Annotated in this window: 11 protein-coding genes; 7 read left to right on the forward strand and 4 right to left on the reverse strand. The window is 68.1% G+C overall.

The window, feature by feature from the left end:
* Positions 1-409: 409 nt before the first annotated feature.
* Positions 410-1,699 carry a THUMP domain-containing class I SAM-dependent RNA methyltransferase gene (locus tag FK527_RS05135; protein WP_144730744.1) on the reverse strand — a complete coding sequence of 430 codons (1,290 nt, stop codon included), beginning with the start codon at positions 1,697-1,699 and terminating at the stop codon, positions 410-412.
* Between the two features lie 177 nt (positions 1,700-1,876).
* Between FK527_RS05135 and FK527_RS05140 the strand changes: the two genes are divergently transcribed.
* Both FK527_RS05140 and FK527_RS05145 read left to right on the forward strand, forming a co-directional pair.
* Entirely contained in the window at positions 1,877-2,908 is a 1,032-nt protein-coding gene (locus FK527_RS05140) for an NAD(P)-dependent oxidoreductase (protein ID WP_186298389.1), read from the forward strand.
* 248 nt (positions 2,909-3,156) lie between these two features.
* Positions 3,157-3,471 (forward strand): YdhR family protein, encoded by a 315-nt coding sequence (locus FK527_RS05145; protein ID WP_144730748.1) that lies wholly within the window; start codon positions 3,157-3,159, stop codon positions 3,469-3,471.
* 59 nt (positions 3,472-3,530) lie between these two features.
* On the opposite strand, the gene FK527_RS05150 is transcribed toward FK527_RS05145, so the two are convergent.
* The 3 genes from FK527_RS05150 to recG form a co-directional block, all read right to left on the reverse strand.
* Positions 3,531-4,496 carry a LysR substrate-binding domain-containing protein gene (locus FK527_RS05150; RefSeq protein ID WP_144730750.1) on the reverse strand — a complete coding sequence of 322 codons (966 nt, stop codon included), beginning with the start codon at positions 4,494-4,496 and terminating at the stop codon, positions 3,531-3,533.
* A 42-nt stretch (positions 4,497-4,538) separates the two neighbouring features.
* On the reverse strand, positions 4,539-6,413 hold the full coding sequence (locus tag FK527_RS05155) for a DEAD/DEAH box helicase (RefSeq protein WP_144730752.1): 1,875 nt from the start codon (positions 6,411-6,413) through the stop codon (positions 4,539-4,541).
* A gap of 131 nt (positions 6,414-6,544) precedes the next feature.
* Positions 6,545-8,794: an ATP-dependent DNA helicase RecG gene (gene recG, locus FK527_RS05160; protein WP_144731095.1), complete on the reverse strand. Its 2,250-nt coding sequence runs from the start codon at positions 8,792-8,794 to the stop codon at positions 6,545-6,547.
* A gap of 147 nt (positions 8,795-8,941) precedes the next feature.
* Between recG and FK527_RS05165 the strand changes: the two genes are divergently transcribed.
* The 5 genes from FK527_RS05165 to priA all read left to right on the forward strand — a co-directional run bounded on the left by FK527_RS05165 (position 8,942) and on the right by priA (position 16,383).
* Positions 8,942-10,216 carry a cyclic di-GMP phosphodiesterase gene (locus FK527_RS05165; protein WP_144730754.1) on the forward strand — a complete coding sequence of 425 codons (1,275 nt, stop codon included), beginning with the start codon at positions 8,942-8,944 and terminating at the stop codon, positions 10,214-10,216.
* A gap of 40 nt (positions 10,217-10,256) precedes the next feature.
* Positions 10,257-11,216, forward strand: a complete 960-nt coding sequence (locus tag FK527_RS05170) for a 1-phosphofructokinase family hexose kinase (protein ID WP_144730756.1) — start codon at positions 10,257-10,259, stop codon at positions 11,214-11,216.
* 116 nt (positions 11,217-11,332) lie between these two features.
* A complete protein-coding gene (gene queA, locus FK527_RS05175; RefSeq protein ID WP_144730758.1) occupies positions 11,333-12,526 on the forward strand; it encodes a tRNA preQ1(34) S-adenosylmethionine ribosyltransferase-isomerase QueA in 1,194 nt (397 codons plus the stop codon).
* On the forward strand, positions 12,523-13,692 hold the full coding sequence (gene hemE, locus FK527_RS05180; RefSeq protein ID WP_144730760.1) for a uroporphyrinogen decarboxylase: 1,170 nt from the start codon (positions 12,523-12,525) through the stop codon (positions 13,690-13,692). Before queA ends, hemE begins: the two co-directional genes overlap by 4 nt.
* A gap of 579 nt (positions 13,693-14,271) precedes the next feature.
* Positions 14,272-16,383 (forward strand): replication restart helicase PriA, encoded by a 2,112-nt coding sequence (priA, locus tag FK527_RS05185; protein ID WP_144730762.1) that lies wholly within the window; start codon positions 14,272-14,274, stop codon positions 16,381-16,383.
* Positions 16,384-16,444: the final 61 nt, after the last annotated feature.

A 16,444-nucleotide genomic window follows, 5' to 3' on the forward strand; every position in this document is an offset into this window, starting at 1 on the left:
GGACTTTGCGCACTTAGCTCAAACGCCCACGCTTATCGGCTGTGTGTTTTTAAGGATCCGCGCTACAAAAGCTTTTCTAAACTTTTGCCGCTTTGCACCTCAGCTGCAATCAGCTGAGCCGCGTATTCTAGCAATCTTTTTTATCTCCGAGCAAACCATGGGGTCTATCGGCTTTCTTCACCCCGCTCAGCAGTCGCTTCGCAACTCCCCGCAGGCTTTCACCAGCTCCCCCAGCTTCGCTGGCACTCTTGCTGCCACACCCCCCACATCTTCAGACTTGGGGCGCTCAGCAGCTGAGCCCGCTATTCTATAGCGAAAATTAGGGGATGCGCGAACTTTGACGGAAGAATTTTCTGCGGCCTGGGGCGAAAGGCGCTGATGAGCGCCGCAGGCCACCTGTCGCAAAATTTTATGCTCCATCGATAGCAGGTCGTGCTGGACGCGCGCTGCCTTGCACTAGGTCGAAGCGCAGCAGGCGACACTCGATGGGGCCGTTCCACATCGGGATGCGGCGCGATTCTTTGAGGCGCATCTTGCTGGGCAGCTTGGGGTCGGGCGAGAGCAGCCAAGCCGTCCAGCCTGCGTAGTGCTTTTTCCAGTGCGCGGCGAGCTGGCGGAAAAAGTCGCCGCCTTCCTCTGCATCGCCGGCTGGATGGGCTTGCGCAACCTCGCGACCTACGGCGGCGCCTTGCGCGCGCAGCGCGGCGCGTGCGGCGGCGTTCTGGCCTGCATGGCCTGCCGCGGCGATCCGCTCGCCATAGGGCGGGTTGAGCAGCAGCACGCCGGGCGGCGCGCAAGGCGGCAGGCGTTGCAGCGCGTCGCCGCCGCGCAGCTGCACGGCTTGCGCCACCCCCGCGCGCTCGGCGTTGCGCTGCGCAAAGTCCACCATGCGGTGCGAAATATCACTGCCAAAAATGGGCACAGCGCTTGACTGGATTGCCTTAGCAGCTTCTTCTTTGATAGCTTGCCAGACATGTGCCTGAAAGGGCAGCAGGCGCTCGAACGCGAAGCCGCGGTGCAAACCGGGCGGGATGCAGCAGGCGATTTGCGCGGCCTCGATGACGATGGTGCCGCTGCCGCAGCAAGGGTCATACAGCGGCACGGGGGCGTCTGAGTGCGGGTCCCAGCCGCTGGCCGCGATCATGGCCGCGGCCAGGGTTTCCTTGAGCGGGGCGTCGCCCTTGTCGAGGCGCCAGCCGCGCTTGAAGAGTGGCTCGCCCGAGGTGTCGATGTAGAGCGCGGCCTGCTCGGGGTCCAGGTGCAGGTGCAGGCGCACCTGCGGCCGCCGGGTGTCCACGTCGGGGCGCACGCCGGTTTTGGCTCGGAAGCGATCGGCCACGGCGTCCTTCACGCGCAGACCGGCGAAGTGCAGGCTCTGCAAGGGACTGTGCTGCGTGCTGACCTCGACTTTGAAGGTCTGGCGCGGCGTGAACCAGGCCTCCCAGGCGACATCGCTTGCCAGCTCGTAGAGATCGTTTTCGCTGCGGTAGGGGCGCTCGTTCAGCAGCACGAGCACGCGCTGCGCGAGGCGGCTGTGCAGGTTCAGGCGCAGCGCATCGCGCCAGGCCGCGCGCAGCAGCACGCCGCCGCGCCCGACGAGCAAGTCCTGCCCGGTGCGGCCAGTGAGCGCGTGTACCTCGTCGGCCAGATAGCTTTCCACGCCACCGGCGCAGGGCAAAAAGAGTTGGAGTGCATTCATGGGGCATGGAGCATAGGGCAAGGCCATGCGTGTGCCGCGCTGATAGAGTCGAAAACGCTTCCCGCAGATGCATCGCACCGACCTCAGGCTGGGTGGCGGCGCCAGCCCAGCCACGGCACCTGGCGCGCGGGGCGGCCATTTTGGCGCGCAGCAATGCTACCGAACAAGGAGTGCAGCATGCATCTGAATCCTCCCGTGATTTTCATTCCCGGTGATTGGATAGGCGACACGATGGCCGAGGCGCTGGCCGGCCAGGGTTATGAAATCGTGCGCGGGCCGGCGGCGCACGAGGTGCCGCCGCGCGTCGATGCGACGGGGCAGCTGCCGCTGTTGCAGCGCGCGAACATCATCGTCGCCACGCCGGGCTTGCGTGTCGATCGGGCTTTGCTGCAGGCGCTGCCGCGGCTGCGCGCGGTGGTGGCGCCGGCGATCGGGGTCGAGAACATCGACGTCGCGGCCGCCACGGAGCTCGGCATTCTGGTGGCGCACGGCGCCACGCCCGAAAACTACCTGGGCATGGCTGAGGCCACCGTGATGCTGATCGCGGCGCTAGCCATGCAGTTACCCCACAAGCAGCGCCTGCTGGCCGAGAACGCGCCGCGCCCGCGCGAGCTTCTCTCGCGCAGCGTGCGCGGTAGCACCATCGGGCTCGTGGGCATGGGCCGCATCGCGCACGGCGTGGTCGAGCGCCTGCGCGGCTGGGAGGCGCAACTGCTGTATTTCGACCCCTACGTGCCGCAAGAACAAGCCCCGCCAGGCGCCACGCGGGTCACGCTCGACGCGTTGCTGCGGCGCGCCGACTTCGTGAGCCTGCATGTCACCTTGACGGCCGAGACGCAAGGACTGATCGGTGCGCGCGAACTCGGCCTCATGAAGCCGACGGCGTACCTCGTCAACACCTCGCGCGGCGCAGCCATCGACGAGGCGGCGCTGGTGCGCGCGCTGCAGGAGCGCCGCATCGCGGGCGCTGCGCTCGACACCTTCATGCACGAGCCGCTGCCCGCCGACAGCCCGCTGCACGCCTTCGTCGGCAGCGACAACGTGATCCTGACGCCGCACATCATCGGCCAGGGCCACGAAGTCATGGCGTCGCTGCGCCAGGCCATCGCCGAGAATGTGCGCCGCCTCTTGCGCGGCGCGCCGGCGCTCTACACCAAGAACCCCGAAGTGCTCGCGCGCTGGCAGGAGCGCATCGCGCGGCTGGCCTAATTTCTCAATGCCAAAATTGGCATTTCAGGCAATACCAATAAGCGCCAGGAGCCTGTCGGGCTTTGGGCGTCGAAAGCGAGAATGTGCCCCAGCGAGACCAGTTTTTGCCGGATTCGCCGCCCCATAGCAGGACTATGGGGCAAGAGGCCGGTGAAAAGTGGGCCGCTGCGGCGCATTCGCAGCCGACGATTCCAAAGCCCGACAGGCTCCTAGCAGCTATTCATACCGAAGCAATAAAGGAGACCCTCATGATCACCGCCATCGTCACCTTCGCCCTGCCCCAGCCCATCACGCAGGAGGAGGCACAGAAGATTTTTCTCAGCACCGCACCGCGCTACCAGAACCTGCCGGGGCTGCTGCGCAAGTATTACGTGCTCTCGGATGATGGCCGCACGGCCGGCGGCGTGTACCTGTGGCAAAGCCGCGAAGCGGCGCAGGCCGTGTACGACGATGCCTGGCGCGCCTTCGTGCGCGAAAAGTACGGCAGCGCGCCGCAGCTCACCTACTTGCACACGCCCGTGGTCGTGGACAACCTCACGCACGAGATCCTCTCGGGCGCGTGAACGCGGCGGGCGTCGGGCTGGTTCGAGCGCGTCAGGTCAGCCGCGTCAGGTCAGCCGCGTCAAGTCAGCCGCTTTACGCCGGGCAGCTCGCACGCATAGACGGCGTTGCGCAGCGCGGCGATGGCTTCATAGCGCGTGAAGCTGCGCCGCCAGGCCAGCACCACGCGGCGCGAGGGCGGCGGGCCGTTCTCATCGGCGTGCAGCGGCAGGTAGCGCACCAGGGCATCATCGCTCTTGCGCCGGCGCGCGTTGCCGGGCAGTGCGGTACGTGGCACGGCGAGTTGCGGCACCAGCGTCACGCCCATGCCCTCGGCCACCATGTGCTTGATGGTTTCGAGCGACGAGCCCTCGAAGGTGCGCCGCATGCCCTCGGCGTTGGTGGAAAAGCGCGCGAATTCGGGGCAGACCTCGAGCACTTGGTCGCGAAAGCAATGGCCTGAGCCCAGCAGCAGCATGGTCTCGTCGCGCAGTTCGGTAGCCGACACGCTCTTGCGCTGGGCCAGCGGGTGCTTGGCCGGGATGGCGGCCATGAAGGGCTCGTCGTACAGCGGTGCGATCGCGAGGTTGGTGTCGGGAAAGGGCTCGGCGAGGATCGCGCAATCGATCTCGCCCGTGCGCAGCATGTCGAGCAGTTTCAGCGTGAAGTTTTCCTGCAGCAGCAGCGGCATTTGCGGCGTGCGCTCCATGCTGCGGCGCACCAGTTCGGGCAGCAGGTAGGGGCCTATGGTGTAGATCACGCCCAGGTGCAGCACGCCCGCGAGCGGGTCCTTGCCGCGCCGCGCGATCTCTTTGATCGCGGCGGCCTGCTCCAGCACGACTTGCGCCTGGCGCACGATTTCTTCGCCCAGCGGCGTGACGGCCACATCGCCGGCATTGCGCTCGAAGAGCTTGACGTCGAGCTCTTCCTCGAGCTTTTTGATCGCCACCGACAGGGTGGGCTGCGAGACATGGCAAGCCTCTGCAGCGTGGCCGAAGTGTTTGGCGCGTGCGAGCGCGACGATGTATTTGAGCTCGGTGAGGGTCATGGGCGAATGGTACAGATACGAAAAATTGGCCTCTTGTGCCCGTCAAACATGCGCTTCTTGCTCTGCAAACTGCAGCGCCACAGCTTCGAGCGAGTTGTGCACCCGCTGCACCATGGGCGAGGTGCCGGCGGCAGACAGCACCAGCTCGTGCGTGGCGCGCGTCATGCCGACATAGAGCAGGCGCAGCTCCTCGTCCATGGGCTCGCCCTTCCAGGGCATGGCATCGAGCCCCGCGATCAGCACGAGCGCAAACTCCAGCCCTTTGGAGCTGTGCAGCGTCATCAGCTTGACGCTGGGGCGCTTCCAGACAAAGGCGCGAAAGCCCGGCGTCGCCATGGATTGCACGGCGATGCCGCGGCGCTGCAATGCCGCTGCGACCAACACCATGCGCTGGCGGGTGCGAAACAGCACGGCGATGTCGTCGGCGGCGCGCCCGTCGGCCAGGGCCTGGGCGATGCGCTCGGCCACCAGCTCGGCTTCTTCACGCACATTGGGAGCCTGCAGCAATACCGGCAGCGGGCCGCGCCGGCCTGCGCTGGCGGGCTGCACGGCCTGCATCTGGTCGTCGGTGGCTGGCCGCTCGGCCAGCAGGCCTTGCGCGCAGTGCATGGCCAGGGCCAGCACCTCGGCGGTGTTGCGGTAGTTGAGTTTGAGGATGCTGGTGCGGCCCTGGGCCTGAATGCCTACGCTGGCGAAGTTGAACTTGCGGCGCTTTTTTTGGTAGATGGATTGCGCGTCGTCGTAGAGCACGAGCAGCGCGTTCGTTGCCGGATCGACCATGCGCGCGGCCACGCGCAGCCAGGCGTCTTCGAAGTCGTGCGCCTCGTCAATCAGCAGCGCCAGATATTGCCCGCCCGGCACCAGGCCACGCGCCACGGCGCGCTCCACCGTCTCGGCCAACGCGGCAAAGTAGGCATCGCCCGACAAGTGCTGCGGCACATCGAGCTGGTAGCTGCGCACCATGTCCTGGCACCAGCCATGGAAAGTGCGCACCTGCACACGTTCATCGACGCCGCGCTGGCGCAGGCTGGCTTCGATGCGCTGGGCCAGGGTTCTGTTGAAGCACAGCACCAGGATCGGCCGCTCCAGCGCCGCCGCGGCCGCCAGTTGCTGCGCGCGGAAGATCAGGATCATGGTCTTGCCCGAGCCTGCGGGGCCGTGGATCACACGGTGCCCTTCGCCCAGCGTGCGCGCGACCTGTTCCTGCTGCAAGTCCATGACCTGCATCAGGTCGGGCAGCGCGAGGGCAGGTGCGCCCTGCTCCTGCGCCTCGAACAAAGACGCCTGCTGCACACGCACTTCCGGGAACAGATGCCAGCGCACGCGGTCACGCTGCGGCAGGGTCAGCGCCTGCGGCGTCCAGCCCGCGTACATGCCCCACAGGCGTTTTTCGAATTCGTAAGGATCGAGCTCTTCGCAGAGGTCGTCGCGCAGCAGGGTTTTGAAGTCCGGGAACACCTCGGCAAAGTCCGTGCCCTCGACCTGCTTGCGTCGCACGTTCGAGAGCACGCAGCCCCAGCCATAGGGCACGCGCGACTTGCCACGAAACGGCGGCGCGTCCTGGATCAGCGCGGGGTCGCGCTCCAGAACTTCGTTGAGCTCCAGCGCATAGCCGCGCGCCTGCAGCAAAGGGTGCGCCACGGTGACGAGGCCGCGCGCCGTGGTCAGCTCCACGCTGTGCCGGTTGTACGCGCGCAGCGAGCCCCAGGCCCAGTGCTTGACCTCCAGAATCAGCAAGCCGCGCCGCGGGCTGAAGACCACGAAGTCCGGCTGGCGCGCCTTCGGCCCTATGGGCACGTCGTGCCAGACCATGTAATCGTCGGACAGGCAGCGCTTGAGCTGGTGCAGCACGGCGCGCTCGCCCGCATTGGCGCAGCGCTTGTCGATCTGGGTCAAACCTTGGGGAAAGAGGGCCATGGGCTCGTATCAAGGTGCGTGCGCGGTCGCTGGGGCTGGGGGTGGCTGTCTCTGCCCGATGATAGATGCTGCCCGCGCAAGCTGGCTTGCCCCAAACCCGCTCAACCCGCGAGCGCGCCGCGCCTTCATCGTCAGGCCTTCAAATACTCCTCTTTGCCCCCGAGCCAGCGTTCCACGTGGCGCGCGGCGAGGTCGGGGTGTTGATCGAGCATCTGCGGCGCGAGCGCGCGCGCCCATTCGAGCAGGGCTTGGTCGGTGGCGAGGTCGGCAAAGCGCAGCATGGCCTCTCCCGACTGGCGCGCGCCCAGAAATTCGCCGGGGCCGCGGATGGCCAGGTCGCGCCGCGCGATCTCGAAGCCGTCGCTGGTCTCCAGCATGGCCTTGAGGCGCGCGCGCGCCGTCTCGCCCAGGCGGCCGCTCTCGCCCGTGGCGTAGAGCAACACGCAGGCCGAGGCCGCACTGCCGCGCCCCACGCGCCCGCGCAGCTGGTGCAGCTGGCTCAGGCCGAAGCGCTCGGCGTGCTCGATCACCATCAGGCTCGCGTTGGGCACGTCCACGCCCACCTCGATCACCGTGGTGCTGACGAGCACGCCCATGTGCCCGCCGCTGAACTGCGCCATGACGGCTTTTTTCTCGGCGCTGGGCATGCGCGCGTGCAGCAGGCCCACGCGCACGCCGGGCAGGGCCGCGCTGAGTTCGGCGTGCGTCGCGGTCGCGTTGCTCAGGTCGAGCGCCTCGCTTTCCTCGATCAGCGGGCACACCCAATACACCTGCCGCCCCTGCGCGAGCTGGGCGCGGATGCGCTCTATCACTTCATGGCGGCGCTGCTCGGCCACCAGTTTGGTGACCACGGGCGTGCGGCCCGGCGGCAGCTCGTCGATCGTCGAGACGTCCAGGTCGGCGTAGTAGCTCATGGCCAGCGTGCGCGGGATGGGCGTGGCGCTCATCATCAGCAGGTGAGGTTCTAGTAGCCTGTCGGACTTTGGGATCGTCGGCTGCGGCGCATGCTCGCTTTCGACACCCAAAGTCCGACGGGCTCCTAGCGCCGATGCGGACAGCTTCTGGCGCAGCGCGAGCCGCTGCGCGACGCCGAAGCGGTGTTGCTCGTCGATGATGGACAGGCCCAGGCGCGCAAAGCGCACCTGCTCTTGAATCACCGCGTGCGTGCCCACGACCAGCGCGGCTTGGCCCGAGGCGATCAGCGCGAGCATTTCGGCGCGCGCCTTTTTCTTTTGGCTGCCCGTGAGCCAGGCCACGCACTGGCCGCGCGGCGCGAGCAAGGGTGCGAGCCAATCGACCAGCTTGGCAAAGTGCTGCTCGGCGAGGATTTCGGTCGGCGCCATGAGCGCGCACTGCCAGCCCGCGGCGATGGCCGTGGCCGCGGCGAGCGCCGCGACCACCGTCTTGCCCGAGCCCACGTCACCCTGCAGCAGCCGGTGCATGGGCTGCACGCGCGCGAGGTCGTGCGCGATCTCCGCGCTCACGCGGCGCTGCGCTGGGGTGAGCTCGAACGGCAGCGCCGCCAGCAATTGCTCGGGCAGCTCGCCCGCTGGCGCGCGCAGCTGGGGGGCGCGCCGCTGCGCGCGCTCGCGCCGCGCCTGCCACTGCGACAGCTGCTGCGCGAGCAACTCCTCGGCCTTGAGGCGCTGCCATGCCGGATGGCTGCGGTCTTCGAGCGTGGAGAGCGCCACGTCGGGCGCGGGTTTATGCAAAAAAAAGAGCGCCTCACGCAGGTTGAACAATGACTTTTGGCCATTTTTATCTAAAAACTCGGCGCCCGGCGGCGCGACGCCCGCGGGCAAGGTCTCGGACAGGTCGGCGCGCGCGAGCGCCGTCAGCACGGCGCGGCGCAGATAGGGCTGGGGCAGGCCCGCGGTGCTCGGATAGACGGGCGTGAGCGCGGCGGGCAGCTCGCCCTCTGCGGGGCGAAACGCCGGGTGCAGCATCTGCCGCCCCCAAAAGCCGCCGCGCACCTCGCCGCGTATGCGCAGGCGCGCGCCCACGGCGAGCGCCTTTTGCTGCGATGGGTAGAAGCTGAAAAAACGCAGCACGCAGCTGCCCGTGCCGTCCTCCACCGTGACGAGCAGCTGGCGGCGCGGGCGCAGCTGCACTTCGCTGGCCGTGACCGTGGCCTCGATCTGCACCACCTGCCCGTCGCGCGCCTGCGCGAGCGGCGTGATGCGCGTTTCGTCCTCGTAGCGCAGCGGCAGGTGCAGCGCTAGGTCGATGTCGCGCACCAGGCCGAGTTTGCGCAGGGCTTTTTGCGGGCCGCTCAAGGGCGCTTTGCGCGCGTCCCTGACCGGCTTTTCTGGCACGGTGTCCGGCGCTTCCTGTATTGCGGCGGTGCGCACATCAGCGGCGGCGTTCGAGGAAGCGGGCATGCGGGTGGGGAACATGAAAATGCACCGGAAAGCCTATCATGCTCGCCACGCCCCCTTCGAGTTACCACCTTTTACAATTGCGCGCCGCATTGGTGCATATCCCTGCACCATCGTCAGAGCGCAGCCTTCGCACAAAATTCTTTCCTCATGCTCAAACGCATCCCCGTCCAAAGCCTGACCCTGGGCATGTACCTGCACGAGTTTTGCGGCTCCTGGATGGAGCATCCGTTCTGGCGCGCGCAATTCCTGCTCAAAGACCCCAAGGACCTCGAACGCATCCGGGAGACTTCCATCCACGAGGTCTGGATAGACACCGACAAAGGCGTGGACGTGCCGGCCGGCACCCCCACGACGACGCGCGAGCAGGCCGACGCGCAAATCGACACCGACTTCGGCCAGCTCGACGAACTGCCGGTGTTCACCGTGTCCACCGCGCCATTGGCGCCGGCACGCACACTCGCCCCGACTTCAATGGACGCCGAATTGCAGGCCGCGGCCTCGATTTGCCAAGCGTCCAAGCAAGCCATGGTCGATATGTTCCGCGAGGCGCGCATGGGCAAGGCGGCCGACGCGGCCACCGCACGCGCCATCGTCGAGCAGATTTCCGACTCGATGACGCGCAACCCCAGCGCGCTCATCAGCCTCGCGCGGCTCAAGACCGCGGACGACTACACCTACATGCACTCTGTAGCCGTGAGCGGGCTCATGGTGGCGCTCGCGCGCCAGATCGGGCTCGACGCAGAGCAAACGCAGATCGCCGGCATGGCCGGGCTGCTGCACGACATGGGCAAGGCCTTCATCCCGCTGGCGATACTCAACAAACCCGGCAAGCTCAGCGACGAGGAGTTTGCCCTCATGCGCAAGCACCCCGCGCGCGGCTGGGCGCTGCTGCGGCGCAACGCCGACATGCACGAAGCCGTGCTCGACGCCGTGCTGCACCACCACGAAAAAATCGACGGTTCGGGCTACCCCGACAAGCTCGCGGGCGCGCAGATCTCGCTGATCGCCAAGATGGCGGCGATCTGCGACGTGTATGACGCCATCACCTCGAACCGCCCGTACAAAAACGGCTGGGACCCGTCCGAGTCGCTGCGCCGCATGGCCGAGTGGACGCGCGACCACTTCGACGCCAAGCTCTTTCAGGCTTTCGTCAAAAGCATAGGCATCTACCCCGTGGGCTCGCTCGTGCGCCTGGCGTCGGGGCGCATCGGCGTGGTCACGCAGCAAAGCGGCAAGTCGCTGCTCATGCCCTGCGTGAAAGTGTTTTTCTCGACCAAGTCGGACTTGCGCATTCCGCCCGAGGTGATCGACCTGTCCGCCCCCGGCTGCTCCGAGAAAATCGTGGCCCGCGAAGACCCGGCACAATGGAACTTCCCCGACCTGAACGAGCTCTGGTCGGGCCAGTCTGGTCAGCCATGGTGATGCGCTGGCGTGTCGGCCCGGCCCTCTTGCTGCCACGCCCATGCCCGCTATCCTCACGCTGACCCCGAACCCCGCCCTGGACTTGTCCACCACCGCCGAGCGCGTGCTGCCCACGCACAAGCTGCGCTGCGGCCCCGTCACGCGCTATGCGGGCGGCGGCGGCGTCAACGTGGCGCGGCTGCTGCACCGCCTGGGAGCAGACGTGGCTGCCTGGACGCTCACCGGCGGGCCGGCCGGTGCCAAGGTGCAGCAGTTGCTGGAGCGAGAAGGCGTGCCCGCGCTGTGCCTGCCCATCGCCGACGACACGCGCGAAAACCTTTCCGTGGTCGAAACCGCCACGGGGCAGGAATTTCGCTTCGTGCTGCCCGGCCCCACGCTGGCCGCGGCCGAATGGCAAGCGGTGCTGCAGCGGCTCGAATCCTTGCCGAGCTTGCCAAGCGCGCCGCGCTGGCTCGTCGCGAGCGGCAGTCTGGCGCTCGGTATGCCCGACGATTTTTACGCGCAGGCGGCGCGCATCGCGCAGCGCAAGGGCTGGCGCTTTGCGCTCGACAGTTCGGGCCCGGCGCTCGCGGCGGCGCTGCAAGTTGGCGTGGCGCTGGTCAAGCCCAGCCTGCGTGAGCTGCGTGAACTCACCGGCCAGGCGCTGCCCGACGCGCCCGCCTGGCAAGCCGCCGCGCAAGAGCTGGTGCGCAGCGGCCAGGCCGAGCTCGTGGCGCTGTCGCTGGGCGCGCAAGGCGGGCTGATCGCAGGCCGCGACGGCGTCTGGCAGGCCCCGGCCCTGGCCGTGCCCACGACTACCGGCACCACGGGCGCGGGCGACTGTTTTCTCGCCGCGATTTTGTGGGCGCTGGAACAAGGTGCAGCGCCGCCCGAAGCGCTGCGCTGGGGCATGGCCGCCGGCGCCGCCACGCTGCTCGCGCCAGGCACGGCGCTCGCCCAGGTGGCCGACGTGCAGCGCCTGTGGCCGCAGGTCGTGGTGCAGGCGGTGCAGGCCCCATAAACCCGGCCACGGCGACGTCGCGGCGCGAAACCGCACCAGTGCATGGGCGCCGCGCTTTCCAGCTTTGCCATACTCGCCCCCTTTTCTTCTTGCGGGCCTGTCCAGCCCCTCTCGCCATGCCTTCTTCCGCCTCTGCCGAACCCGGCGCTGCGCGCCACTTCACGCTGCAAGACTTCGACTTCGATCTACCGCCCGAGCTGATCGCGCAGCACCCCGCGCCCGAGCGCAGCGCCGCGCGCCTGCTCGACGGGCGCGGCGCGCTGCCCGTGGATCGCGTCTTTCGTGAGCTGCCCGCGCTGCTGCAGCCGGGCGACCTGCTGGTGTTCAACGACACGCGCGTGCTCAAGGCGCGCCTGTTCGGCGCAAAAGCCAGCGGCGGCAAGCTGGAGCTGCTGATAGAGCGCGTGCTCGCGGGCAACGAGGTCGTCGCGCACATGAAGGTCAGCAAAAAGCCGCGCGTGGGCAGCAAGCTGCTGATCGCGGGCGGGCCGCAGCGCGGCGGCTTCACGGCCACGCTGCTCGGGCGCTGGCCCGACGCCGACGGGCCGCTGTTTCGCCTCGCGCTGCACGGGCCGAAAGACGCGCCCGATGCAACGCCCTACGCGCTCCTGGAGCGCTACGGCCACATGCCGCTGCCGCCCTACATAGAGCGCGCGCAGCAGTCGGCCGATGCCGCGCAGGCCGCCCAGGAAGCGCAGGACGCCGAGCGCTACCAGACCGTGTTCGCGCGCCAGCCCGGCGCCGTGGCCGCGCCCACGGCGGCGCTGCATTTCGACGCCGCCGTGCTGGCCGCACTGGCCGCGCGCGGCGTGGAGCGCGCGAGCGTCACGCTGCACGTGGGCGCGGGCACCTTCCAGCCCGTCAAGACCGAGGACCTGGCCGCGCACCACATGCACAGCGAGTGGTACGACATCCCCGCCGCCACGCTCGAGGCGCTCGCGCGCTGCCGTGCGCGCGGCGGCCGCGTGGTCGCCGTGGGCACGACCACGGTGCGCACGCTCGAATCCTGGGCGCGCTCTGGGCGCACGCGCGGCGAGACCGACATCTTCATCACGCCGGGCTTTGCGTTCCAGGTGGTGGACTTGCTCGTGACCAACTTCCACCTGCCCAAGAGCACGCTGATGATGCTCGTGAGCGCCTTTGCAGGCTACGCGCACACCATGGCCTTGTACCGCCACGCGATCGCGCAGCGCTACCGCTTTTTCAGCTACGGCGACGCGATGCTGCTCGCGCGCAGTGCGGCGCAAGCATCGGGAGCGGCGCCAGCAGCGGAAGTGGCGCCAGCCGGCCTGCGACAATCGCCCGCATGACTGCCACGGTTTCTCATCCCCCTTCCACCGCGTTCGCGCCGCTGCGCAACGACTGCTTTTTGCGCGCCTGCCGCCGCCAGGCCACCGACTACACCCCCGTGTGGCTGATGCGCCAGGCGGGCCGCTACCTGCCCGAATACAAGGCCACGCGCGCCAAGGCGGGCAGCTTCATGGGGCTCGCCACGAACGTGGATTTCGCCACCGAGGTCACGCTGCAGCCGCTCGAGCGCTTTGCGCTCGACGCCGCGATTTTGTTCAGCGACATCCTCACCGTGCCCGACGCCATGGGCCTGGGCCTGTCGTTTGCCGAGGGCGAGGGCCCGCGCTTTGCCAAAGCGGTGCGCGACGAGGCCGACGTGGCCCGGCTCGCCGTGCCCGACCTCGACAAACTGCGCTACGTGTTCGACGCCGTCACCAGCATCCGCCGCGCGCTGCAAGGGCGCGTGCCGCTGATCGGCTTTTCGGGCAGCCCCTGGACGCTCGCTTGCTACATGGTCGAAGGCAAGGGCAGCAACGACTACCGGCTCGTCAAAACCCTGCTCTACAGCCGCCCCGACCTCATGCACCGCATCCTCGCGGTGAACGCAGACTCCGTCGCCGCGTACCTGAACGCGCAGATCGACGCGGGCGCGCAGGCCGTGATGGTGTTCGACAGCTGGGGCGGCGTGCTCGCCGACGGCGCCTTCCAGCAGTTCAGCCTGGCCTACACGGCGCGCGTGCTCGCCCAGCTGCAGCGCACGGGCGCCGACGGGCAGGACGTGCCGCGCATCGTCTTCACCAAAGGCGGCACGCAGTGGCTCGAAGACATGCGCGCGCTCGACTGCGAGGTGCTGGGGCTCGACTGGACGGCGCACCTGGGCAAGGCGCGCGCACTCGTCGGCGGCGCGGTGGGCGGGCCCGGCAAGGCGCTGCAGGGCAACCTGGACCCGAACGTGCTCTTCGCCCCGCCCGCGCAGATCGAGCAGCAGGTGGCGCAGGCGCTCGCGAGCTTCGGCGCGCCACACGGCGACCGCAGCACATGCGGCCCCACGCACATCTTCAACCTCGGCCACGGCATCAGCCAGTTCACGCCGCCCGAGCATGTGACGGCGCTCGTCGAAGCCGTGCACAGCCAGTCGCGCGCGCTGCGCCAGGCCACGACTTGTGCACAGTCCGCGGCGCGCTGAGCGCGCCCTTGGCCCCCATACGGTGCGGGCCATGGCTGCTGGCGAGAGTCCCGGTGTTTTTTCTAACCCATTGATTTTTCGAGCATTAAAATCCCTGCGCGTTTCCTGGACAAAGTGAGCAAAGCACGGCGTGACAAGGCTTTGCAGAGCATTTACAAAGCCTGTCCACAAAGTTATCCACAGAAAGTGTGGAGTACGGCAAAAATCCCACGCGAATCAAGCACTTGCATGCCAAAACAGAGAAAAAAGGCCAAATGCGCGAACGCAGCTAGCACAAAAACGCCCCAAAACCGGGCCTTGACAGATGCAAAAAGTTGGACTTGTGCACAATTTTTTTGATGCGGCGCAACGCGACAATTGCCCGCCTGCGCCTCTCTGGAAGCCCTGGCCAATGAAAAAGATACTTGATTCATAAGGCCTTTTCTTTTTGCTGAATTTTCGTGCAACCCAGCCGGCGCACGCAGCCATGCGGCTTGGCACGCGGTGCACGCAGGATTTCAACAAAGTTATCCACAGAAACTGCGGACACACGCAAAAGCCCTGCAAAATCAAGCCCATGGCGCGCTTTCTTCCCAAACCATGTCTGACCTGCCCCACCTCGTCCAAGTCGCCGTGCACGCGCCGGTGCACAGCGGCCTGGGCGATTTGTTGAGCTACGCCAGCGCGGCGCCGCTGCCGCCGGGCACGCTGGTGCGTGTGCCGCTGGGCGCGCGCGAGGTGCTGGGCGTGGTGTGGGACGCCGCCGACGCGCCGCCCGCGCCAGGGGTGGAACTGCGCGCGGTCGCGGGCGTGCTCGAAGGGCTGGCGCCGCTCGATGCGCACTGGCGCCGGCTCGTGGCCTTCACGGCGCGCTACTACCAGCGCAGCCTGGGCGAAGTGGCGCTCGCGGCGCTGCCGCCGCAGCTGCGCTCGCTCAGCACCGAGCAGATTGCGCGCCGCCTGCGGCGCAGCTCGCCCGCGCCCGAGGCGGCTGCGGAAACTATCGAAAACGTAGTGCTTAGCGCAGAGCAGGAGAGCTCCAGAGCCAAAATTTCCTCTGAACCAGGGCCTTTTTTGCTGTTTGGCAGCACGGGCAGCGGCAAGACCGAGGTCTATCTGCGCTGCGTACAGGAGGCGCTCGCGGCAGCGCCCGACGCGCAGGCGCTGGTGATGGTGCCCGAGATCAACCTCACGCCGCAGCTCGAGGAGCGTTTTCGCGCGCGCTTTGCGCCGCACTTTGGCGCCGCCGCGGTGGTGGCGCTGCACAGCGGCATGACGCACGCGCAGCGCCTTTCGAGCTGGCTCGCCGCGCACGCGGGCCGCGCGCGCATCGTACTCGGCACGCGCATGGCCGTGTTCGCGAGCCTGCCGGGCCTGCGCCTGATCGTCGTCGATGAGGAACACGATCCGAGCTACAAGCAGCAGGAGGGCGCACGCTATTCGGCGCGCGACCTGGCCCTGTGGCGCGGGCGCGCGCAGGGCGCGAAGGTGATCCTGGGCTCGGCCACGCCCTCGCTCGAGAGCTGGCACGCGAGCCGCCCGGCGACACCCGAAGACCCGGCAGGCGGGCGCTACCTGCGCCTGCACATGCCCAGCCGCATCGGCGCGGGCGCATTGCCGCGCGTGCGCCGCGTGGACATGAACCAGCAGCCGCGGCGCAGCGTGCTCTCGCCGCCGCTGCTCGCGGCCATCGCCGAGCGCGTGGCGCGCGGCGAGCAGAGCATGCTCCTGCTCAACCGGCGCGGCTACGCCCCGGTGCTGCACTGCGCCGACTGCGACTGGAAAAGCGACTGCCCGCACTGCAGTGCGCACCAGGTGTTCCACAAGCTCGACCGCACGCTGCGCTGCCACCACTGCGGCACCACGCAGCGCGTGCCGCGCGCCTGCCCGGCCTGCGGCAGCCTGGACATCGTGCCCATAGGCCGCGGCACCGAACAGCTCGAAGAGCAGCTGACCCAGCTGCTCGCGCCCGTGCTGCGCCCCGACGGCACGCCCGCGCGCGTCGTGCGCATAGACGCCGACAGCACGCGCGCCAAAGGGGCGCTGCAAAGCCAGCTAGCACAGGTGCACGCGGGTGAGGTCGATGTGCTCGTGGGCACGCAGATGATCGCCAAGGGGCACGACTTTCGCCGCATCACGCTCGTGGCCGCGGTACAGCCCGACGGCGCGCTGTTTTCGAGCGACTTTCGCGCGCCCGAGCGCCTGTTTGCGCTACTCATGCAGGCCGCGGGCCGCGCCGGGCGCGATGCCGCCTACATGGCCGCGCAGGGCACGCCGTGCGAAATGTGGGTGCAGACCAGCCACCCGCACCACCCCGTGTTCGAGGCGCTCAAGCGCCACGACTACCCGGCCTTTGCCGCGCAGCAGCTGCAAGAGCGCGCCGCCGCGGGCCTGCCGCCGTTCAGCTTCCAGGCGCTGGTGCGCGCCGACGCGCGCACGCAGGAAGTCGCACAAGGCTTTCTGCGCGCCGCGAGCGAAGCCGCGCAGACCCTGCCCGAGCTCGCCCAGGTCACGCTCTACCCGCCCGTGCCGCTCGCGATCCAGCGCGTGGCCAACGTGGAGCGCGCGCAAATGCTGCTCGAGAGCCCGCACCGCACCGCGCTGCAGCGCTTTCTCGCCGCGTGGCAGCCGCTCTTGCACGCCACGCGCGCCGACCCCGCGCACAAGGGATTGATACGCTGGCTGATCGACGTCGATCCGCTCGCGATCTGAGAGGCTGATGTCGCAAGGTGATGCAAGCCAAAACGCATTAAACCCAAGGTCTATCAAGCGC

Origin of the sequence: Extensimonas perlucida, from assembly GCF_007655255.1 — a bacterium.
Taxonomy (GTDB): Bacteria; Pseudomonadota; Gammaproteobacteria; order Burkholderiales; family Burkholderiaceae_C; genus Extensimonas; species Extensimonas perlucida.

What these genes read in the sequence shown, in the direction of transcription:
- FK527_RS05135 (WP_144730744.1), bottom strand. Translation starts at nt 1,699, where the DNA reads ATGAATGCACTCCAACTCTTTTTGCCCTGCGCCGGTGGCGTGGAAAGC.
- FK527_RS05140 (WP_186298389.1), top strand. Translation starts at nt 1,877, where the DNA reads ATGCATCTGAATCCTCCCGTGATTTTCATTCCCGGTGATTGGATAGGC.
- FK527_RS05145 (WP_144730748.1), top strand. Translation starts at nt 3,157, where the DNA reads ATGATCACCGCCATCGTCACCTTCGCCCTGCCCCAGCCCATCACGCAG.
- FK527_RS05150 (WP_144730750.1), bottom strand. Translation starts at nt 4,496, where the DNA reads ATGACCCTCACCGAGCTCAAATACATCGTCGCGCTCGCACGCGCCAAA.
- FK527_RS05155 (WP_144730752.1), bottom strand. Translation starts at nt 6,413, where the DNA reads ATGGCCCTCTTTCCCCAAGGTTTGACCCAGATCGACAAGCGCTGCGCC.
- recG (WP_144731095.1), bottom strand. Translation starts at nt 8,794, where the DNA reads ATGCCCGCTTCCTCGAACGCCGCCGCTGATGTGCGCACCGCCGCAATA.
- FK527_RS05165 (WP_144730754.1), top strand. Translation starts at nt 8,942, where the DNA reads ATGCTCAAACGCATCCCCGTCCAAAGCCTGACCCTGGGCATGTACCTG.
- FK527_RS05170 (WP_144730756.1), top strand. Translation starts at nt 10,257, where the DNA reads ATGCCCGCTATCCTCACGCTGACCCCGAACCCCGCCCTGGACTTGTCC.
- queA (WP_144730758.1), top strand. Translation starts at nt 11,333, where the DNA reads ATGCCTTCTTCCGCCTCTGCCGAACCCGGCGCTGCGCGCCACTTCACG.
- hemE (WP_144730760.1), top strand. Translation starts at nt 12,523, where the DNA reads ATGACTGCCACGGTTTCTCATCCCCCTTCCACCGCGTTCGCGCCGCTG.
- priA (WP_144730762.1), top strand. Translation starts at nt 14,272, where the DNA reads ATGTCTGACCTGCCCCACCTCGTCCAAGTCGCCGTGCACGCGCCGGTG.